At 34.1% G+C, this 23,393-nt stretch carries 17 protein-coding genes; 16 read left to right on the top strand and 1 reads right to left on the bottom strand.

Going from position 1 to position 23,393, the window contains the following annotated elements; genetic code table 11:
* Positions 1–151: 151 nt before the first annotated feature.
* Positions 152–1,306, top strand: a complete 1,155-nt coding sequence (locus tag ACGH6R_RS02080) for a M20 aminoacylase family protein (protein WP_411598747.1) — start codon at positions 152–154, stop codon at positions 1,304–1,306.
* A 139-nt stretch (positions 1,307–1,445) separates the two neighbouring features.
* Here ACGH6R_RS02080 and ygfZ read toward each other — a convergent pair whose 3' ends face one another.
* A complete protein-coding gene (ygfZ, locus tag ACGH6R_RS02075) occupies positions 1,446–2,324 on the bottom strand; it encodes a tRNA-modifying protein YgfZ (protein WP_411598746.1) in 879 nt (292 codons plus the stop codon).
* 271 nt (positions 2,325–2,595) lie between these two features.
* Here ygfZ and ilvI point away from each other — a divergent pair, with 271 nt between their 5' ends.
* The 15 genes from ilvI (at position 2,596) to ACGH6R_RS02000 (ending at position 23,387) form a co-directional block, all read left to right on the top strand.
* Positions 2,596–4,314 carry an acetolactate synthase 3 large subunit gene (ilvI, locus tag ACGH6R_RS02070; RefSeq protein WP_411598745.1) on the top strand — a complete coding sequence of 573 codons (1,719 nt, stop codon included), beginning with the start codon at positions 2,596–2,598 and terminating at the stop codon, positions 4,312–4,314.
* A complete protein-coding gene (gene ilvN / locus ACGH6R_RS02065; RefSeq protein ID WP_267352487.1) occupies positions 4,314–4,811 on the top strand; it encodes an acetolactate synthase small subunit in 498 nt (165 codons plus the stop codon). The genes ilvI and ilvN overlap by 1 nt, the downstream gene beginning before the upstream one ends.
* A 75-nt stretch (positions 4,812–4,886) precedes the next feature.
* Positions 4,887–6,596: an IgaA/UmoB family intracellular growth attenuator gene (locus ACGH6R_RS02060; RefSeq protein WP_411598744.1), complete on the top strand. Its 1,710-nt coding sequence runs from the start codon at positions 4,887–4,889 to the stop codon at positions 6,594–6,596.
* 231 nt (positions 6,597–6,827) lie between these two features.
* Positions 6,828–8,465: a glutamine hydrolyzing CTP synthase gene (pyrG, locus tag ACGH6R_RS02055; RefSeq protein WP_267352489.1), complete on the top strand. Its 1,638-nt coding sequence runs from the start codon at positions 6,828–6,830 to the stop codon at positions 8,463–8,465.
* 49 nt (positions 8,466–8,514) lie between these two features.
* Positions 8,515–9,816 (top strand): phosphopyruvate hydratase, encoded by a 1,302-nt coding sequence (eno, locus tag ACGH6R_RS02050; RefSeq protein ID WP_065559328.1) that lies wholly within the window; start codon positions 8,515–8,517, stop codon positions 9,814–9,816.
* 248 nt (positions 9,817–10,064) lie between these two features.
* Positions 10,065–10,991 (top strand): VirK/YbjX family protein, encoded by a 927-nt coding sequence (locus ACGH6R_RS02045; RefSeq protein ID WP_267352490.1) that lies wholly within the window; start codon positions 10,065–10,067, stop codon positions 10,989–10,991.
* 145 nt (positions 10,992–11,136) lie between these two features.
* Positions 11,137–12,039, top strand: coding sequence for a lysine exporter LysO family protein (locus ACGH6R_RS02040; protein WP_411598743.1), 903 nt, complete (start codon positions 11,137–11,139; stop codon positions 12,037–12,039).
* A 161-nt stretch (positions 12,040–12,200) separates the two neighbouring features.
* Entirely contained in the window at positions 12,201–13,073 is an 873-nt protein-coding gene (locus ACGH6R_RS02035) for a helix-turn-helix domain-containing protein (protein WP_267360208.1), read from the top strand.
* 25 nt (positions 13,074–13,098) lie between these two features.
* Positions 13,099–14,382 (top strand): 3-phosphoshikimate 1-carboxyvinyltransferase, encoded by a 1,284-nt coding sequence (gene aroA, locus ACGH6R_RS02030; protein ID WP_411598960.1) that lies wholly within the window; start codon positions 13,099–13,101, stop codon positions 14,380–14,382.
* On the top strand, positions 14,383–15,063 hold the full coding sequence (gene cmk, locus ACGH6R_RS02025) for a (d)CMP kinase (protein ID WP_267352494.1): 681 nt from the start codon (positions 14,383–14,385) through the stop codon (positions 15,061–15,063).
* Between the two features lie 111 nt (positions 15,064–15,174).
* Positions 15,175–16,857, top strand: coding sequence for a 30S ribosomal protein S1 (rpsA, locus tag ACGH6R_RS02020; protein ID WP_267352495.1), 1,683 nt, complete (start codon positions 15,175–15,177; stop codon positions 16,855–16,857).
* Between the two features lie 98 nt (positions 16,858–16,955).
* Positions 16,956–17,246 (top strand): integration host factor subunit beta, encoded by a 291-nt coding sequence (ihfB, locus tag ACGH6R_RS02015; RefSeq protein WP_065559335.1) that lies wholly within the window; start codon positions 16,956–16,958, stop codon positions 17,244–17,246.
* Between the two features lie 384 nt (positions 17,247–17,630).
* A complete protein-coding gene (locus ACGH6R_RS02010; protein WP_411598742.1) occupies positions 17,631–19,868 on the top strand; it encodes a DNA internalization-related competence protein ComEC/Rec2 in 2,238 nt (745 codons plus the stop codon).
* Between the two features lie 586 nt (positions 19,869–20,454).
* Positions 20,455–21,891 carry a MotA/TolQ/ExbB proton channel family protein gene (locus tag ACGH6R_RS02005; protein ID WP_267380711.1) on the top strand — a complete coding sequence of 479 codons (1,437 nt, stop codon included), beginning with the start codon at positions 20,455–20,457 and terminating at the stop codon, positions 21,889–21,891.
* A 98-nt stretch (positions 21,892–21,989) separates the two neighbouring features.
* Positions 21,990–23,387, top strand: coding sequence for a TolC family protein (locus tag ACGH6R_RS02000; RefSeq protein WP_179855830.1), 1,398 nt, complete (start codon positions 21,990–21,992; stop codon positions 23,385–23,387).
* The last annotated feature ends 6 nt before the right edge of the window (positions 23,388–23,393 follow it).

The following is a 23,393-nucleotide window of genomic DNA, read 5'->3' as shown; positions in this document are numbered from 1 at the left end:
GAGGCGTTTAACTAGTTTTAAATGTGAAACTTATAACTAAAATTAATAATCATAGTAAAATTAGTTATTTTTATTAAGAATGATATCGTATTATAGTGGCTATTAATTCGAGGTATAACTGGTAAATCAATTAGTCAGAAAGGAATAATTAATGGACTCAATTACACAACTAAAAAATGAGATGATCTCATGGCGTCACTATATTCACTCTCATCCCGAAACTGCATTTGAAGAAACTAATACCACTCAATTTATCATTGAAAAGTTGAAATCATTTGGTATATCAGAATTATACACTGACTTTGCACCCACAGGGGTTGTTGGCATCATAAAAGGTAATAAAGAAGGGCGGATGATTGCTTTACGAGCTGACATTGATGCCTTGGATATTACCGAAGAGAATAATATTGATTATAGTTCAACAATACACGGAAAAATGCATGCTTGTGGTCATGATGGTCATACAGCAACGTTATTGGGAACGGCAAAATATTTGAGCCAGCATCGTGATTTTAGTGGAACGGTAGTTGTTATCTTCCAACCAGCCGAAGAAAACGAAGGGGGTGGCCGTGTAATGGCGGAAAATGGGCTATTTGATAAATTGCCTATTGAAGCAGTATATGGAATTCACAATCAGCCCAATATGGCATTAAATCATTTCTATATTAATCACGGTGCAATAATGGCATCTTATGATATCTTTGAAATTAATGTGACAGGTGTTGGCTCACATGCAGCGGCACCGCATCTGGGTAAAGATACAATTTTAACTGCAACACAAATCGTCAATGGATTACAAAGTATTGTGAGCCGTAATGCCGATCCTCTTAGCTCCTTAGTTGTCAGCGTAACACAAATTCATAGTGGTGATACTTGGAATGTATTACCTCAACAAGCTGTAATTCGAGGAACGGTTAGAGCATTTAGTTCCGATGTTCAGGACATGGCTGAATCAAGAATCAAACAGATAGCACAGGGTATCGCATCAACTTTTGACGCCAAAGCGGAAGTCAATTATCAGCGCCGTTATCCTGCTACCATAAACTATGCTAAGCAGGCGGATATAGCCATTAGCGCTGCAAGAAAAGTGGTGGGCGATGATAATGTAACGATTGATCCTCCTCCTTCAATGGGATCTGAAGATTTTGCCTTTATGTTACAAAAGGTTCCTGGTGCTTATGTTTGGTTAGGTGCAGGGCAAGGGGCAAATTTGCATAATCCTGCTTATAATTTTAATGATGAGCTATTAACAACGGGTGTAAACTATTTTGTGCAAATTGTTTATCAAGAGTTAGGTAAGGGATAATTAAAGATTTCATTGATAGCTAGAATATATTTATCTATATTCTAGCTATTCTTATCAATTCAAATTGTTTAATTTTAATGAATATAAATTGAAAAATCGATATTGTTTTTAATTGGAATGATTAATAGCAACTAATTAATCAATGAAAATTTAGCTTGCTTGTTGATTGTCCTTTAATTCTAAAGTCAGTATTGATATCTATACCATTAGGTAGTACTACTTGTACATACACATCATGATTTTGATTAAGTTTTAGTGATGCTAACACTTTCCCCCCTTCTCGCCAATTTCCTTCTATTTGATATTCTATCGTATCACCAATGATAGGTAGTACATCACTTTTGCCAGATAATAGATAAAGTCCACGTTTATTTGTGCCACGAAATTGCGCTCTAGCAACCATTTCTTGTCCGCAATAACAACCTTTATCAAAACTAATGGCATTATAGAGTTGTAAATTACACGCTTGTGGTAATAAACTTTCTGTATTTTCACTATCAATAATGGCATAGCCTGCTTCTAAATCAAGTTGTAACCATTTATTGCTTGGTTGTAAATGACTTTCAATAGGCTGTGGTGTAATGACAATGATTCGGGGTTGAGGTAACATTAATTTAATATAAGTAGTGTCATTATCATTAACACAATTATCGTCATTGAATTTTGATAGTATTTGCGCTGGTAATGCATCAGCCATAATCCCATACATATTTAAATCTTGTTCCTTTTCAATCGTCACTTTGGAAAAAATAGCATATTTTTTTAGTTCGGTAATTTGCTTTTCTGCAACACTTTTACGCAATAAATAATATATCTCAGCACCGCGCATAAATAATAATAGATTACTCCACATTCTCCCTTTAGCATCACAATGAGCAGCAAACAATGCTGAGTGCTCGGAAAGATTTTTCATATCAATAGTCACTTGACCTTGTAAATATTTAAGATTGTCTTCTCCTGTCACTTTTACTAATTGCCAATCAGTAAGCGAGATAGGTTCCAAAGAATAATTGCTCATGATAATACCTTTTAGGAATAATATGTCGGGTTTAGATAAGACTTAAATAGACTTTTCCAAAGTGTATAGAAAAAACATAAAAATAACAATAAAACACAAAAATTATATTTTGCGTTAAATTTTTTAACAATATGTTTTATATTGACTTTTATTAGCATTTGTTTACGCTGTTATCGTATAAAGAAAATTAATAACCTTATACAGTTTATTGATTTAATGTAGTAGTTAATGCAAAATAAATGACTAATTTGTAATATTGGAGGCAACAACGATGGCAAAACTGTCAGGCGCAGAAATGGTCATTCAATCTTTGATTGATCAAGGAGTAAAACAGATATTTGGTTATCCCGGTGGTAGTGTTCTTGATATCTACGATGCAATTCATACTTTAGGTGGCATAGAGCATATATTAGTTCGTCATGAACAAGCCGCTGTACATATGGCTGATGGTTATGCTAGGGCTACAGGTGATGTTGGTGTTGTACTCGTAACATCAGGGCCTGGAGCGACCAATACAATTACTGGTATTGCGACTGCCTACATGGATTCTGTGCCATTGGTTGTTATTTCGGGTCAGGTAGCAAGTAACTTGATTGGCAATGATGCCTTCCAAGAGTGCGACATGGTCGGTATATCACGCCCGATAGTCAAACATAGTTTTCTAATAAAAGACAGTAAAGACATTCCTGAAATTATTAAGAAAGCTTTCTATATTGCGTCAACAGGTAGACCTGGCCCGGTTGTGATTGATCTGCCAAAAGATATTGTTAATCCTGCAAATAAATATAATTACCATTATCCTAAATCTGTCTCAATGCGTTCATATAATCCAACTATTCAAGGACATAAAGGACAAATTAAAAAAGCATTAACGACATTATTGGCAGCTAAAAAACCCGTTTTATTTATTGGTGGCGGAGTAATTAGCGCCGGTGCAAGTGATGCTATTAAACGTTTAGCCGAAAAATTGAATCTCCCTGTTGCGTCAACATTAATGGGGATAAGTGCTTTTCCTGGTACAGATAAACACTATTTAGGCATGATTGGAATGCATGGGGTGTATGAAGCCAATATGGCGATGCATAATGCCGATGTAATATTTGCTGTTGGTGCCAGATTTGATGATAGAACAACCAATAATGTTGAAAAATATTGTCCGAAAGCAAAAATAATACATATTGATATTGATCCAACATCAATTTCAAAAACAATTTCTGCCACTATTCCTGTTGTGGGTGATGCTAAAGTAGTGGTTGAAACGATGTTATCCGAACTTAATGAATTGCAAGCTGATCGTGATCTTGATGCATTAGTGGATTGGTGGAAACAAATTGATCATTGGCGTTCACGTCGCTGTTTAGCTTATAGTCATGAAGGTGAAAGCATCAAACCACAAGAAGCAATCGAAGTTTTATATAAATTGACTCAAGGTAATGCATTTGTCACTACTGATGTAGGTCAACATCAAATGTTTACTGCTTTGTATTATCCTTTTGATAAACCTCGTCATTTTATTACTTCTGGTGGTCTAGGTACCATGGGGTTTGGTCTTCCGGCTGCGCTTGGGGTGAAACTTGCTTTTCCAGATCAATGTGTCGTGTGTGTAACCGGTGATGGTAGTATTCAAATGAATATTCAAGAACTTTCTACCGCTTTACAATATGGTTTACCGGTTATTGTTTTAAATCTAAATAACCGTTTTTTAGGCATGGTTAAACAGTGGCAAGATATGATTTATGCTGGGCGACATTCTTGTTCGTATATGGAATCATTGCCTGATTTTGCAAAAATAGCGGAAGCTTATGGTCATGTTGGTATGGTCATTACCAAGCGTGAAGATCTGGAAACAAAACTTAAAAAAGCCTTGTCAATTAAAGATCGATTAGTCTTTATTGATGTCATGACCGATGCAACTGAACATGTCTACCCAATGCAAATACGTGGTGGAGCAATGAACGAAATGTGGCTGAGTAAAACGGAGAGAACCTAATGCGATATATTTTATCAATTTTAACAGAAAATGAACCCGGGGCTTTATCTCGAATTATTGGTCTGTTCTCACAACGTGGTTTTAATATTGAAACCATTACGACAGCACCGACAGAAGATCCGACCATGCACAGAATGACCATTCAAACAACAGGTGATGAACATGTGCTAGAGCAGATTCAAAAGCAGCTTCATAAACTTGTCAATGTTTACCGTGTACATGATTTAACCGAAGGGCCTCATGTTGAACGAGAAATTATGTTAGTGAAAGTGGCTGCTAAAGGGTCTGATGCACGAGATGAAGTTAAACGTTGTGCCGATATTTTTAGAGGCTCGATTGTCGATGTTACCGCAACGCATTACATTGTTCAATTATCGGGTACGAGTGAAAAACTAGATTCTTTCTTAGCGTCGATACGTGAAACTTGTCATATTGTCGAAATGGTTCGATCGGGAATTATTGGATTATCGCGTAGTGAAAAAACAGCAAATCACTAAATAAAAGAATCAGATTGACCAATTTTATCAGTTAAATATAACTATAATAATGTTTCATAAGGAATAAGTCACAAAATGAATATATTTGGTTTAATATTAGTCATTCACATTTTGGTTTTGATCGTTTCGTCGATTAGAAAAAACTTCAAAAGTAACAAAAAAAAGAAAAAGTTAATTGAAAAAAACTATATTGTTGATCTTAGGCCTATTAGGCAATTGTCCACACTAGAAGAACGTCTTATAACACCTTATCTAAAAACAACAAAACATTTATCTTCAGAGGTAAAAGAATCGTCATTAATAAATTCAGATGTAATATCAATATCTGGCAAATTAGTCAAACAAAATATCAATCACTATGTTGGCGAAACACTTTTTTATAAAATTAATAATATTGATGTCATTATCCCCTATGATATGGATCGTTTTATCTTAGATGATAATGTAGCTGAAGTAGTTTTCACTGAAGATTATGCCATTGTGATTAGGTTAAATGATCACGATATTCGTTATGCAGCGCATCAAAATATCATCAATGAAAAAAAATTAGAAAAAGATGATATGGAGTATTGGGCAAGTGAATTGTTTGATGTTCAACATCCAGAAAATTATAATCATAATCATGACAATGAGACTATAAACAATCGCATTGAAAATCAACAAAAATTTGGTTATGAAATTTTAATGACACGGCAAGAAACACCGTTAGAATCAGCGTATCGGAATAAAAATAATAAAGGGATAGTTGCGGTATTTTTTTGCTTTTTAACAATTAATTATTTTTTAGATTTTTGGCAAAGTAATGAACTATTTGATCTGTTTTTATTTGGCATAAATTTACTAGCAGTTATCTATTTTTATTGTCGTAAACCAAAGTCTAAAGTAAAAATTCAATTTGTTAATCGAATAAGAGGAAAAGTTAAACATAAAAACTCTAAAACGAAACAAATTACTGTTGGTCATAATTCTATTTTAAATTATCCTGATAATTGGCAAGCATATATTCCCGAACATACATTAACTAATGTTGAGCTTGATGTTACTTTTGAGGATAAAAAAATAATTCGTTATGGTTATACATTGTCAGTTTCGAAAGAGATTGAAAATTTTGGACCACCAAAGTTTGCGGGACGTAATTTATGGCTATTTCTTGTAGGTATTATTTTGACATTTATTGTTTATGCAAAATCCAATGTTAAAGATAATATCTTTTATATGTATCACTTTGCTAATCATGACCTGAAAAGTTGGAATTTTGATGATAGTTCACAATTATTAACCAACAATCTAAAAGAGGGCGATTGGGTAAATGTTACCACGGAAGAGGCACTTTGTGATAAATATAACAAAAAGGTGAATAGTAAGTGCGGAAAAGTAGAAATCCATAATCAAACCGATAATGTTTCTTTCTTCATTACGCTGAAAAATAAGTTTTTTAACGAAACAGATAGCAAAGACCAAGAGGATTTAGAATCTAATCGGGTTTCGAATTCAACTTTTCAAAATAGTTTGAATAGCCAATCGGGGCGAGTCAATTTTTCTGGATTAGTCTCAGATATTTATTATCGAGATGATAATTCTATCTCAGGATTTACGATTAATCCTGACATTAGATATCAAATTAATGAACAAGACAGGTGGTTACCCATTATTTTAAGTATCTCTTTATTTGCTTTTTTTGCATTAAGTACGATTTTTAATGGTTTAATTTTCATTTGGAAACGGATACAAAATCGAGTTCGAAAAAGTAAGATTAATAACTTTTATGCTAATCTTACAGTTTAGATTGATTGTCGAAGATAATTCTGTTTTCAAATTAAAGTTGATTAGATTGAGTAGCATTAAATCTATCTAATCAGCTTAATTAAAACATCTGTTAAAGATAATTATTCAATTGTGAGCAAGGTCAGATTCTGTTATACTATTTTCCCGTCTGATTTATCGTATATTGTGTTGCTTTTATCGTTTGAAAACGACGCAATATTGTTCTTATAAATTAATAATGGTCTGGTATTAATGGTCACGAATTATATTTTTGTTACAGGCGGTGTCGTTTCTTCTCTTGGTAAAGGCATTGCCGCAGCATCACTCGCTGCAATTTTAGAAGCCCGCAATTTAAAAGTCACCATGTTAAAACTTGATCCCTATATTAATGTCGATCCGGGTACAATGAGCCCGATTCAGCATGGTGAAGTTTTTGTGACGGAAGATGGGGCAGAAACGGATCTTGATTTAGGTCATTATGAGCGTTTTATTCGCACTAAAATGACTCGCAAAAATAACTTCACAACAGGGCGTATCTATTCCGATGTATTACGCAAAGAACGTCGTGGGGATTATTTAGGTGCAACTGTTCAAGTCATTCCCCATATTACCAATGAGATCAAATCTCGCGTTATTGCAGGAGCTAAAGGCTTCGATGTTGCTATTGTTGAAATCGGTGGCACAGTTGGGGATATTGAATCACTTCCATTTTTAGAAGCGATTCGTCAATTAGCGGTTGATGTAGGTCGAGAACATACCTTATTTATGCATTTAACCCTAGTGCCATATTTAGCTTCTGCTGGAGAAGTTAAAACAAAACCTACACAACACTCAGTCAAAGAGTTGTTATCTATTGGTATTCAACCTGATGTGTTAATCTGTCGTTCAGATCGTATCATTCCAGCTAATGAGCGAGCAAAAATTGCACTATTTTGTAATGTGCCTGAACGTGCAGTTATTTCATTAAAAGATGTCGATTCAATTTATAAAATACCTGCTCTTTTAAAATCACAAAATTTAGATACTTTTGTCTGCAATCGATTCCACCTTGATTGCGTTGAAGCAGATCTATCAGAGTGGGAACAAGTGATTTATGAAGAGGCCAATCCTGTTGGTGAAGTCACAATAGGTATGGTGGGTAAATACACTGAATTACCTGATGCTTATAAGTCTGTAAACGAAGCATTAAAACATGGCGGGTTGAAAAACCGTTTAACTGTTCATATTCGTTATATCGATTCTGAAGATCTTGAATCGCGTGGTACGGATTTACTTTCAGGCTTAGACGCAATACTTATTCCAGGTGGATTTGGGTATCGTGGCGTTGAGGGTAAAATCATTGCTGCACGCTATGCGCGTGAAAACCAAATACCTTATTTAGGTATTTGTCTTGGAATGCAAGTTGCCATGATTGAATATGCTCGTAATGTGGCTGGAATTAAAGACGCAAATTCTACAGAATTTGTTAAAGATTGTGCGAATCCAATCATTGCGTTAATCACTGAATGGAGTGATGAATCGGGTAATGTTGTCCAACGTAATGAAAATAGTGATTTAGGTGGTACTATGCGACTTGGTTCTCAGATATGTCATTTAGAACCAGACTCATTAGTATTTGATATGTATAAAAAAGAGTCAATCACTGAGCGTCATCGTCATCGTTACGAAGTGAATAATAATTTATTACCTGAAATTGTAAAAGCAGGATTAAAAGTAACAGGACTTTCAACTGATAGAAAATTAGTCGAGATTATTGAGGTTCCTAATCATCCATGGTTTGTTGCTTGTCAATTCCACCCGGAATTTACCTCGACACCACGAGATGGGCATCCACTGTTTAGTAGTTTTATAAAAGCTGCCAAGGAGTATCAGCAGCTACAACAAAAATAGTTTTAAAGTTTTACATTTGTAATATATCTGTCATATAGAGGAAAATAACATGGCAAAAATCGTTAAAGTACATGGTCGTGAAGTCATCGACTCTCGTGGGAACCCTACAGTTGAAGCTGAAGTTCATTTAGAAGGTGGTTTTGTTGGTCTAGCAATCGTTCCATCTGGTGCATCAACTGGTTCGCGTGAAGCATTAGAACTTCGTGATGGTGACAAATCTCGCTTTTTAGGAAAAGGTGTTTTAAAAGCAGTTGAAAACGTAAATGGACCAATTGCGAAAGCAGTTGTGGGTAAAGATGCGTTAGATCAAGCGGCTATCGACCAAATCATGCTTGATTTAGATGGAACTGATTTTAAATCTAACTTGGGTGCAAACTCAATTCTTGCAGTATCATTAGCTAATGCTAAAGCAGCAGCAGCAGCAAAAGGTGTTCCACTATATCAACATATTGCTGATTTGAATGGTACGCCAGGTCAATATTCAATGCCATTACCGATGATGAACATCATCAATGGTGGTGAACATGCGGATAATAACATCGATTTACAAGAATTTATGATTCAACCAGTTGGCGCGAAAACAGTACGTGAAGCAATCCGTATGGGTTCTGAAGTATTCCATAACTTAGCGAAAGTTTTACATGCTAAAGGTATGAATACTGCTGTAGGCGATGAAGGTGGTTTTGCCCCTAATTTAGATTCAAATGCTGAAGCATTAGCTTGTATCAAAGAAGCTGTAGAAAAAGCGGGTTATGTACTAGGTAAAGATATTACTTTAGCGATGGACTGTGCTGCTTCTGAATTCTATAACAAAGAAACAGGTAAATATGTATTAAAAGGTGAAGGTAATAAAGAGTTTACTGCTCAAGAATTTACGCACTATTTAGAAGGTTTAACTGAACAATATCCTATCGTATCAATCGAAGATGGTTTAGATGAAAGCGATTGGGACGGTTGGGCATACCAAACTAAAGCATTAGGTCACAAAATCCAATTAGTAGGTGACGATCTTTTTGTAACTAACACCAAAATCTTCAAACAAGGTATTGAAAAAGGGATTGCGAACTCAATCCTAGTTAAAGTTAACCAAATCGGTACATTAACTGAATCTATCGCAGCGGTTAAAATGGCGAAAGATGCAGGTTATACTGCTGTTATCTCTCACCGCAGTGGTGAAACTGAAGATTCAACTATCGCTGATTTAGCTGTTGGTTTAGCTGCTGGTCAAATCAAAACGGGTTCAATGAGCCGTTCTGATCGTGTTGCTAAATACAACCAATTAATCCGTATTGAAGAAGCATTAGGTGCTAAGGCTCCATTCAACGGACTTAAAGAAGTGAAAGGACAATAATTGAGTTTATAAAAACTGAATAATTGTTTAATAAGAAACGGTGACCAGTTCACCGTTTTTTATTTTCTTTTCTTATAGAATAAGATAGCAAAGGTTGCGTTGATTTATGTTGTATTGTACTCTTTAAAGTTGGTATTTATGACTAATCTTTGATATCTATTGATATTTTATAATTTAGCCACATATAAATTTTTTATAAATTAACTAACTCAAATTTATTTTTTCTGCTTATGAATAATATTACGAATATGTCCCAGCCAAAAAGCAAATGGCAACTTTTTAACTGGCTATGTACCGGTAAACTTCCGCTAAATGAACTTTGGCTTAATCCGACTTATCGTTATAAATTTTTTTTTAGAACCTTATTTTTAAGTCCTATTACACTAAAATGGTTGGATAAATTAAGACAATATCCATTACTTGGCTACTATTTTTCTTGCCAAACCAATTTACCGTGTAAATTACAAAGACCGTATTTATCATCAAGTTTGTCGCAACAAGAGCGTTTTGATGCGTTAGCATATCACTATGATTTTTTAGCGAATCAGCCTGATAGCATGACTAAGGCTTTTTATAATCCTAAAACTCCTTATGTATTGGCTAACCTAACAGTAAAAAATGAAGCTAATATTCAAATTGCGATTCAAGCGCGTAACAAGTTTGCTCGAGAAGGCGAAATAAGCCTTTATTTTTATGATAATGACGGTATTGATTTAGCAACATTAACTTTTTCAATCATTCAATATCAACAAAAAACGACTTTATTTATTGCAGGGTTGCAAGGTACCGGTCATCATGAAGCGCGAGTTCGGGTACAAAAAGCGACTAAGCAATGTTATGGATTATTTCCAAAACGAGTCGCCGTTGAGGCAGCATTAATCATTGCGCATTATTTTCAGCTTGAGCAAATTGTGGCGGTTGGAAATAAAACGCATGTGTATAACAATTGGCGTTATAACAGCAGACAAGAACGCATTTTGTCCGATTATGATGATTTTTGGTTAACAATCGATGGTCAACAAGATGATCGTGAGTTATTTATTTTACCTACTGAGATTACACGTAAATCGTTAGAAGATATAGCAAGTAAAAAACGTTCTGAATACCGTAATCGTTATGCTTTGTTAGATCAACTCAAACTGAATATTGAAACACAATTAGCATCATTAATATAATATACTAAAGGTAATGATTATTTACCTAATGTAGTGTCAAATTATCAAAATTGATTACAATCGATATTCAACTTGTTGTTTATCGATTTTTTTAATTAAAGCTCAATAAAATAATTGTCTTAAATTAATTAGTAGGGAATGAAATATGTATTTTGGTATTCTAATAGCACTTGTGCCTTTGTGCATTGGTTATTTAATTAAATGCAAACAAGAAAAATGGATAGCTAAAATTAACCAAATTCTAAGTTGGATGGTTTATTTTATTCTTTTTATTATGGGCGCAGAACTTGCTCATTTAGATAACCTTGCGACTAATTTGCAAAATGTTCTATTTTATACTGCTATTATTTTTATCTGTACTTTTGGCGGGAATTTTATTTTTCTAATGTTATTTGACCTATTTTTACCGTGGAAAGCCTCAAGCGTTAAACAAACCTTTGGTTCACGCGTAAAAATGATATTGGAATCATTGCGTGTCTTTATTGCACTTGTTTTGGGATTTATAGTCGGACTTTTTCCATTGTTTGTATGGCAATATACCGAAAACATTATTCAGGTTGTTTTAGTTTTTTTACTCTTGTTAATTGGTATTCAGTTAAGAAGTAATAATATTTCACTTAAACAAATTTTACTTAACAAAGTTGGTATTGCAACAACGCTAATCGTCATTATAAGCACTTTTATTGGTGGAATGGTAACCGCTTTACTATTAGATCTTCCTTTGCGTATAGGATTAGGTATGTCATCTGGATTTGGTTGGTATTCTTTGTCAGGCATTTTAATGACTGAAGCGCATGGGGCAATTATTGGCAGTGCCACATTTTTAAATGATATATTACGTGAACTTTTTGCCATTATACTTATTCCAACATTAATAAAACGGTATAAATTAACAACACTGGGTTTATGTGGTGCAACGTCTATGGATTTTACTTTGCCTATGTTACAGAAAGGAGCAGGAATAATGATAGTGCCACCTGCTATCGTGCAAGGTTTTTTGCTTACATTGCTAATGCCAATATTTATGACGTTATTTAATTATGGATGATAGATTATCTATTACTTGAGTCAAAAATCATATATTGATGAATTGAAAATGATATACAAAAATTAATGGTATGAAGAATTGAATAAAATTGCCTGGATTGCAAATTGGCAATATGATTACCTTATGTTACACTGCCAAAATCCGAATGGTTTGAGTGAATTATGAATACTGGATCGATTGATTATTGTGCGATAGGTCAGCGTTTACGGGCGTATCGTATAGCGGCTTCCTTAAAAGCAGAAGACATAGCACAAAATCTTAGAATTTCAAGAGCTGCGGTTTACCGTCTTGAAAAGGGTGAAATTATCAAAATCGAAACATTAGGACGTTTAGCGACTTTGTTAGATACATCCTTAGCAAGCTTGCTTGGTATTGATACTGAATATTATTCAAGTGGTGAAGGTTTTTTTGAACGTATGCGCCAACTTGAAGAACAATCAACACATATTTATTCTCATTTTGATCCTTTTTCTTTTTTACTCACTTCACCAGATTATCTTTCTCATCTTGCTATGATGCTAGATGAATCGGGCGATTCAATTAATTTAAAAAAATATGCAACAACGTTAGCCATTTTAAAAGAACGACAAACACAATTCTATCAATCAGCGCCTAAAGTCATTAATTTAATTAGTTTACGCAATGTAGAACGTTTTTTACATATTGGTTTAGTCGGTAATTTAAATCTTTCACCGGGTAAAAAGTCTGAACGCATGCTATTAGCTCGCAAAGAAGTCTATCACTTAATTGAATTAATTGAACAACAAACTTATTCGCCAACCATTGCTATTACAGAGCATGCAATTCCATCTATTGCTTTTCAACTATTTTATCAAAATGAAAACCCGATTTCGTTAGCGATGAGCCCGTTTCGATTAGGTGAATTACCGAATGTGACCACAGGGATTGCTTCTATTACCTCGTCTCACGATGCGATTAAGCGATACCGGTTGTTATTTGATAAATTGTGGCAAAATAGTGCTAAAGATAAACAAGCGATTGAATTGTTGAAAGCAACTTTAGATAAATTTTAAAAATCTTAAAAATATAAAGAGAACTATCATGTTATCCCTAACATTACAACCGATAAAAAGATTTAATGGTACGATAAACTTACCGGGTTCAAAAAGTGTGTCTAATCGGGCGCTACTTTTGTCTGCATTGAGTCAAGGTAATACACGTTTAACAAATTTATTAGACAGCGATGATGTCCGTTATATGCTTGATGCTCTTAAAGCATTAGGTGTTACGTATCAATTATCGAATGATCGCACGATTTGTGATATTCAGGGTGTCGGCGGAAAATTACATTCATCCCATGCATTAGAGCTTTTTTTAGGGAATGCCGGTACGGCGATGCGTCCTTTAACTGCTGCGTTATGTCTTGGTGAAAATAATATTGTGCTTACGGGCGAACCACGTATGAAAGAGCGCCCAATAGGGCATTTAGTTGATGCGCTTCGTCAAGGTGGGGCTAACATAGATTATCTTGAAAATGAAGGTTATCCACCACTGCATATTCATGGGGGCTTTATTGGCGGTAATATTCAGGTTGATGGCTCTGTTTCAAGTCAATTTTTAACGGCGCTATTAATGGCATCCCCACTTGCTGATAACGATACTGAAATTACTATTTTAGGGGATTTAGTCTCTAAACCGTATATTGATATCACGATCAAAATGATGGCGATATTTGGGGTGTCGGTCATCAATGATAATTATCAAAAATTTGTTATTAAAGCAAAGCAAACTTATAAGTCACCGGGTACTTATTTGGTTGAAGGTGATGCTTCATCTGCTTCATATTTTTTAGCTGCAGCGGCGATTAAAGGGGGCACTGTTCGCGTCACAGGTGTTGGTAAAAAAAGCTTACAAGGTGATACCCAATTTGCCCATGTACTTGAAAATATGGGAGCTAAAGTAACGTGGGCTGATGATTATATCGAGTGTAGCCGAGGGGAACTTAACGGTATTGATATGGATATGAATCATATTCCTGATGCGGCGATGACAATAGCAACAACCGCTTTGTTTGCCAAAGGATCCACAACTATCCGTAATATCTATAATTGGCGAGTTAAAGAAACTGACCGCTTATCTGCTATGGCAACTGAATTGCGTAAAGTAGGGGCAGAGGTTGAAGAAGGTAACGATTATATAACGATTATCCCCTCTAAATCTTTAACACATGCTGAAATAAAAACCTATAACGATCATCGTATGGCAATGTGTTTTTCATTAGTGGCATTATCCGATACGCCCGTGACTATATTAGATCCTAAATGTACAATGAAAACATTTCCTGACTATTTTGAACAATTTAAACGATTGAGTGAATACTAAATGAATACATTAGTTCCTGTTATTGCTGTCGATGGCCCTAGTGGTGTGGGGAAGGGCACGTTGTGTCAAGCGTTAGCTAATCATTTCAATTGGCATCTTTTAGACTCTGGCGCGATTTATCGTGTGCTTGCGTTGTCGGCGCTTAATCATCACATTGCGCTCAATGATGAACTACAATTAACTCAATTAGCATTAAATTTACCTTTAACTTTTGATACCCATCATGGCGAAGTCAAAGTACTATTAAATGGCGTTGATGTTTCTAAAGATATTCGTACTGAAGAGACTGGAGGCGCTGCTTCTAAAGTGGCTTCGCTAAATCAAGTTCGGGCAGCATTATTGCAACGACAAAGAGATTTCAGGCAGTTGCCGGGGTTAATTGCGGATGGGCGAGACATGGGGACAGTTGTGTTTACTGATGCACCAGTAAAAATTTTTCTGGATGCCAGCCCGCACTCAAGAGCAGAAAGAAGAATGAAACAGTTGCAAGATAAGCAAAAACATGCTAAATTCGCCGAAATTTTGCAGGAGATAACTGCGCGTGATGAGCGAGATCGTAATCGAGCCGTTGCCCCATTAAAACCTGCAACAGATGCACTAATAATTGATACCACATCACTCTCTATTCAAGATGTATTTAATCAATCTATTACGTATATAAACGAAAAACTTGCGTTGTAAATTTATTTATAACGTGAACAAAGCTCCATTATAAGGACGAGTGGAGTATCATAAACAACCCCACAAGACATGATGTAATGTGGACGTTAATATTAATTTAAGTATATAAATATGACTGAATCTTTTGCTCAACTCTTTGAAGAGTCTTTAAATCAACTAGACACTCGTTCTGGTAACATGATCCGTGGTACTGTCGTTGCAATCGACAAAGATGTTGTTTTAGTTGATGCTGGTTTAAAATCTGAATCAGCAATTCCAGTAGAGCAGTTTAAAAATGCCCAAGGCGAATTAGAAGTTAAAGTTGGTGACGTTGTTGATGTCGTACTTGACTCAATTGAAGACGGCTTTGGTGAAACCATTCTATCTCGTGAAAAAGCTAAACGTCATGAAGCGTGGCTTACATTAGAAAAAGCAGTTGAAGATGCTGCAACAGTTTTAGGTGTTATCAATGGTAAAGTTAAAGGTGGCTTTACGGTTGATCTTAATGGCGTTCGTGCGTTCCTTCCTGGTTCGCTTGTTGATGTACGTCCATTACGCGATACTTCTCATATTGAAAATAGAGAAATCGAATTAAAAGTTATTAAATTAGATCAAAAACGTAACAACGTTGTTGTTTCTCGTCGTGCAGTAATTGAATCTGAAAATAGCGCAGAAAGAGAACAACTTCTTGAAAATCTTCAAGAAGGTTCTGAAGTTAAAGGTATCATCAAAAATCTTACTGATTATGGTGCATTCGTTGACCTTGGTGGTGTTGATGGTTTACTTCATATTACTGATATGGCTTGGAAACGTGTTAAACACCCAAGTGAAGTGGTTGAAGTGGGTCAAGAATTACTTGTTAAAGTTCTTAAATTTGATAAAGACCGTTCACGTGTATCTCTTGGCTTAAAACAATTAGGCGAAGATCCATGGGTTTCAATTGCTAAACGTTACCCAGAAGGCACTAAAGTAACTGGTAAAGTAACTAACTTAACTGATTACGGTTGTTTCGTAGAAATTGAAACTGGCGTTGAAGGTTTAGTTCACGTTTCTGAAATGGATTGGACTAACAAAAACATTCACCCATCTAAAGTGGTTAGCTTAGGTGATGAAGTTGAAGTTATTGTTCTTGAAATTGATGAAGAACGTCGTCGTATTTCTCTTGGTCTTAAACAATGTAAACCTAACCCATGGTTACAATTTGCTGAATCACACAATAAAGGTGATAAAGTTAGCGGTAAGATCAAATCAATCACTGATTTCGGTATCTTCATCGGTTTAGATGGTGGTATTGACGGTTTAGTTCATCTTTCTGATATCTCTTGGAATATGCCAGGTGAAGAAGCAGTTAAAGCTTATAAGAAAGGTGATGATATCGAAGCGGTTGTATTACAAGTTGATGCAGAACGTGAGCGTATCTCTTTAGGTATTAAACAACTTGAAGATGATCCATTTAGTAGCTTTGCTTCAAACTTCAAAAAAGGTTCAATTGTTAAAGGTCATGTAACAGCTGTTGATGCTAAAGGCGCAACAATTGAAATCGCAGAAGGCATTGAAGGTTACTTAAAAGCTCAAGATATCGCACGTGAACGTATTGAAGATGCAACAACTGCATTAAAAGTTGGTGATGAAGTCGAGGCTAAGATTGTTAATATCGATCGTAAAACTCGCGCAATTTCATTATCTGTACGTGCTAAAGATGAAGCTGACGAAAAAGAAGCACTTGCTGCTGTAAATAATACTTCAACTCAAGAAGAAGCATCATTTACTAATGCAATGGCTGAAGCATTCAAAGCTGCATCAAAAACCGAGTAAAAAATATTCAACTAAAAAGTAAAGAGGGCTTGCCCTCTTTTTCTTTTGTGGTATAAAATGAACAAATTATATATCACATACATAACTTAGGAGTGACCATGAACAGATCAGATTTAGTGGAAAAGATAGTCAACTGGCGGGCACACCTTCCTGTGCAACTTGTTGATGACGCTGTAAGAGATATTATTGAACAGATCGCTTTAGCTATGGAAAGCAACGATCGTGTAGAAATTCGAGGATTTGGTAGTTTCAGCTTAAATTATCGTGCACCACGTAAAGCGAGAAACCCAAGAACTGGTGGTAATGTTGAGGTGAAACATAAATACATTCCTCACTTTAAACCAGGTAAAGAATTACGTGAAAGAGTAAATAATGCCGCTAAAGCATAATATCTAAAATAGTATTTAGTTTAAAAGCCTTTGAGTTAACTCAAAGGCTTTTTTATTAATCCCTCAATTAATATATTGATTAAACATTAAAAAGTTATTTAAAAATAATTAAAAAGTTTGATGACTATTTAAAGTAATTTTAGTCTTAACACCTATCAAAATACATTTATAAATGTTCTTATCATAATGATCGATTTTTAACAAATGCGAATTAAGATTGGAACCAAGATCGCAATATCTATCAAAAGTTTCTGAGCATAATTTGTTGACAGGTTATGCTAACTTATTGTTAATTCGATAGCCTAATTTGAGTCAATGCGGCAAATTTATTCACATGATTTACTTATAATTACATTTTCATTAGGCTGCTTGCCATTAATGTTTATGTCTAAATTACTTTCAGACATATTTTGGTATGCGACAGCTTTTGGCGTGTTGATTATTGTCATTGCGAGTAAATTTCTATTTAGAAAAACGTTGTTACTTATTAGTATATTTATGTTAAGTTTCTTATGGTCGACGGCATATTCTAAACAGTATTTAATCAATATCGATCCTTACATTGACAAAACACTCGTCGTCAAAGCAAAAGTCGAAAGTATCAATATCCGGCATCCATCTCAGCAAATGAATCCTTACTATCTGCAATGGACTATTCTTGAAAGTAATCACCAAGCATCATCAACTCCTATCCCAATTTCAATTTATTGGGATAATGTTAATGTACCTAAAATAGGTCAAATTTGGCAATTAACGATAAAAACGAAAGTAATTCATAGTTATTTAAATGAAGGAGGATTTGATAGTCAGCGTTTTGCTATAGCCAATCGGACATTATTATCTGCAAAAATCAATAATGCTAAATTATTAAAAGATAAAAATGATATTAGACAAACTATTGTTGATCATGCTTTGCCTTATATGTATTTGTTTCATTACCGTGGGATATTATTTGCATTGGCTTTTGGTGATCGCTCTCAACTTGATCATCATTATCGGCAAATTATGATGAATACCGGCGTTGCTCACTTAATGGCGATATCAGGTATGCATATTTTGTTGGTCTTTGGTATGTGTTACAGTCTCGTCAAATTAATGTTATTTTTTATTCCACAGCGATTTAATAATTTATATGTCCCAATTATAATCGGATGGTTATGCGCCTGTTTTTATGCTTGGTTAACAGGATTCAATCCTCCTGCTTTACGTGCAATAATGGCATTAGGGATATGGATTTATTTACGCTGTCAAAATCAACATATCAGCGCATGGCAGAAAATTAATCGAATAATAGCCTTATTATTATTAACCGATCCGTTGATGATTTTATCTGAAAGTTTTTGGCTATCTTGTTATGCTGTTGTTAGCTTAATATTTTTATATCAATGGGTACCATTATCAAAAAAGATTCAAAATAACAAAAAGTGTTACCTAGTTAAATTAATACATCTACAATTAGGTTTAACGGCGTTATTGTTACCAATACAATTATTTGTTTTTCAAGGTGTCAGTACTATGGCTCTTTTGGCAAATTTAATTGCGATTCCAATCATATCGTTACTGACTTTTCCATCAATCTTGATAGCACTCTGTTTTAGTTTTTTTGATTGTTTCTATTTAGCATTATGGTTTTGGTTTATTGCTGAACAGTCACTTGATTATTTATTTTACTGTCTGAAGCTGATTGATTTCCCTTGGTTTACTACTTCATCTGATTTTTATTTATTAAGTATTATTGGATGGCTGGCCATAATTACTCTTAAAACGGAATTTTGGCGTCGTCATACTATAACCCTCTGCATTTTACTCATGATAATAGTGAGTCCATTTTTTAAAAAACAGCATTATCTATGGCGAATGGATATGTTAGATGTCGGTCATGGTCTGGCAATTGTCATACATGATGGGAAATCCGCAATATTGTATGATACGGGGGCGCAGTGGCAAAATAGTTCTGCCGCAGAACGTATAATCATTCCATTTTTACAATGGCACAATTTAGATGTAAAGGGAATTATTATTAGCCATCAACACAATGATCATATTGGTGGACTTTATCTACTTCAACAACATTATCCCAATGCATGGCTGATGAGTTCATCAGTAAAATTAAAAAATCACTATCACTGTTTATCAGAAAATCATCTGACATGGAATAATCTAAGTTTAACTGTATTATGGCCAACTCATCTAGCCGAATATGCGCAAAACGAAGATTCATGTGTAATACACATTACAGATGGTCAATTTTCAGTATTATTATCAGGTGACTTAGAAAAAAATCAAGAGTATCAATTGATTGAAAAATATCGAAATACACTTAAATCAACAATTTTACAAATTCCTCATCATGGTAGTAACACGTCATCAAGCTATGCTTTTTTAAACGCTGTTAATCCTAGCGTGTCCCTTTTGTCGACTTCCCGTTATAATCCTTGGAAATTGCCTTCCAATAAAGTTATAGCACGTTACAAAGATCGACAATTAAATTTTTATACCACATCTAAATCAGGACAAATAAGTTTAGTTTTTTATCATCATAAATGGGAGTTGAAAACAATGAGGAATGAAATAAATCCGCGTTGGTATCATAATTGGTTTGGTCATTTGCCTGTATATTAACTAAATTTTCCTTTTGAAAAGGATAGATTAATTTCTCCAATCATCTTCTCAAAAAATCTAACACATAATATTTGCTAACGGGAATTCAACACAGTGACTTATTTGTTAATTTTCTGTAATAAAAGCAAACTTATTTTACAAAATAAATTTTTATGCTCTTCTATAAAATCTCAGTAATAGCTTATTTGGCTAATAATATAATTAACTTGAGGATATTGAACTTACTTAAGTAAGTTATTTAAAATGATTCGCCATAATTATTCATGGAATTTTAGGGCGTTAATCGGCGTAAAAAATTGATCTAAAAGTTTCTAATTTATAGTTTAATAAAAGTGCAATATTCATTAAAGCTAATAAAGATAATGGTTTATTATAGTTTTTTTAGATGTTTTTATTTCTAAATAATATTTATTTGGAAATTTTTGAATAAAAAGGTTTCAATTTTTTTAATCAGTATTATAATAAGAATTCATCATATTTTCGTTAAGAAGATTGATGAATATTAATTTTTTATAAAAAATTGGAAAATAAATATAGTTATACTAAATTATGAATGTTTTTATAATTTAGTTTAAGGATGGATAAAGTGAAGTTGAATTCTGTTAAACGATCGATAAGATTTATATTATTGATCCTCTTTGTAATAGTAATAGCTTATGCATATTTTTTTGATGATCTTTTAGAAGCTATTAATCATAATAAAATTATCAATACCGCTATTATTTCAATGCAAGTTATTGGTGTAATTTATACTTTTATTGTTTCTGTTTCACTAATGAGCGGAATCAATAGCTGGAAAAAGTTTTTATCAGTAGCCTCAGAAAATCCCAATAATTTTGATAAATTAAATAACTTTCCTTTTAAAGGTGCAGTTAAAGGGTTAAGAGGGCGTGTATCTGATTTGGCACTTTCAGGTCCAGAAATCCGTAATTCTGTTCTAGACAAATTAAAAGATAGCTTTTCCCACCGTGTATCTGGCGCAGATTATTTATCAGGTTTATTAGTTGGTTTAGGGTTATTAGGTACGTTCATTGGATTAATCTTAACAATGGGCAGTATCCGTGAATCAATGGATATTGTTACTAATAATACCAGTGATATTTCAGCTTTACTTGGTGGTATTGCCGCACCTTTAGGTGGCATGTCAGCAGCATTTACTGCATCATTTCTTGGATTAATGGGTTCTTTAGTAATGGGCTTATTAGCGCATTTATTAGGCTCAATAGTTGATAATATCTATTTTTCAGTTGAAGATTGGGCTAAAACGAATGCTAATGATGTAGGCGTTTCTATATCAAGTGTAATTAATGGTTCTACTGAGTCTGCTCTTGCATCACCTTCGGACGTTAAATTGCAAACAACGAATTTAAATGCAGCTTTATTAGATTCATTTAATCAATTTCTTAATTATCAGAAAAAATTCGAAGATAATCAATTACAACAGATTGAAAGCACCAATAAATTATCTAATTATTTTGATAAGCTCATTCAACAGCAAGAGCAGAGTTTTGCCTCACAAAACCAAATATTCAATTCTATGCAATCTGTGTTGGGGCAAATACAAAGTGAGTTAGAAGGTGTCAATTCAATGCTTGCCTCTATTGATGGTCAACAACCTATTTTACGAAGTATTCAAGTCGAATTAGAAACAGCGAATAATGCGTTAAATGCAATTGATGAACATACGGTGAAAATTAATGAGGTTCAAAGTCAAACAATTGAAGTTATTGAAAATGTTTATACCTCAACAGATAGAAATCGTACTGCTCTAGTTGAAGCAATTGGTGGAATGAATGCGGATCGCATACAAATAGTTCAAACATTTAAAGAAGTAGCTGAAACACTGACATGTTTGCAATCTGAAATGGAAGGTGTTCGCCAACAGTTATTAACAATTGAATCCGTTGCTCGTATGAAAACAAGTGATTCCGAAGCAGTAGTACAAGTAGTGCGTCAACAAAATGAACTTTTGCAAGAATGTGTTAGTCAAATGACTACATTAAGAGCATCTGTTCAAAATTGAGTTAATACTTTGTGTAGCACAGTTAATTAACTCTATTTTATTAAAGATAAGATGGAGTTAATTATTTTTAAATAGTTATTTGTTATATGGATTATGTTGTGAAAAATAAAATTATCGTATTAAGTGTGCTTTCGTCCCTTATGATTGGTTGTACTGTTAAACATGAGCTACCAAATACCCAAAATACTTACGAAGCAAATGAAAATATTCTATTAGCTAATAAACAATTACCTAGTATATTGCAAAATGGTTTTGATATTGAATCAAGAGGATTATCTTTAGCAGAAGCCATAGAACTTGCTCAATATTACTCCTTGCGTACTGTTTCTGCGAACTCAAGATTAGAAGAAGCAGATGCAAGAATAGATGAAATGAAAGCAACATACTATCCTAAAGTTAATGTGTTAGCTAAAACCCGCGATAAAGCCTTCGATCGAATGAGCTCGATATCAAGGTCTAATGATGAATATGCTCAAGCTCAGGTCTCTTTTCAATATAACCTGCTTGATTTTGGTCGTACTCGTTATAGTGTAGATAGTGCAAAACAACTTCGTGAATCAGCTAAATATGTTGCTGATTATGAAAAAAATAAAGTTACGTTCAATGTAGTGAAAGCTTACTTTAATGTACGTCGTTACACGCAACAAAAAGATTACGCTCAAGATTATATAAAAGAAATGTCACAACTTGTAAATACTATTGGTGTACAAGTTACAGGAGGGCTTTCACCTCAGTCAGAATTAATCAGGGCACAATTAGCATTAACCAATGCACAAAATGCTTCTAAATCAATTGAACTTCAATTGAAAAAATCGATACAAGAGTTGAATTCTTTGTTGGGTCGTTCAGCGCCAACCCATCCTGTAAAATTGAAAGAAGTATTTATTACAAGTCAATTATATGACCAAATCTTGAATAATGTGTTGGAAAATAACCCTGATATTAAATCTTCTGAGGCTCAGTTAAACAGTGCTCGTTCAGAAATTGAGGTAGCAAAAAGTGCACGATATCCTTCAGTTGATGCTGTCGGATCGTATAGTAAACCTTTCCAACATCCAAGTGATAAAAATGGCAATTTCATCGGTGGTAAAGTGTCACTACAAGTTAGTATGCCTGTCTTAGATGGTGGTATTAATTCATCAAGAATCAGTCAAGCAGTAGCTCGATATAGTTATAGTATGGCTTCTTACAATCAACTGGTACGTGATATTAAAGAGGTTTCAAATAATTTGGTAGAAGATGCGCTTAACTCTACTGATACTTACCTAATACAATCGAAAGCCGAAGATGATGCAAGTAGAACTCGCAAATTATATATGGATGAATTCATTTTAGGTAAACGTAATCTAAACGATTTATTAACCGTAGAAACAGATTACTTTAGTGCGAAAGTAAGTCGATCATCAGCATTATATGATTATTATCTTTCTACACTCGGTTTATATTTACTTGCTGATAAGTTAGATGATGGAATGTTCAAACTTAGCTTAAAATAATGAAAA

The organism is Gilliamella sp. CG13 (assembly GCF_046635805.1).
GTDB lineage: Bacteria > Pseudomonadota > Gammaproteobacteria > Enterobacterales > Orbaceae > Gilliamella > Gilliamella apicola_I.
This window is presented reverse-complemented; position numbering and strand designations above follow the sequence as displayed.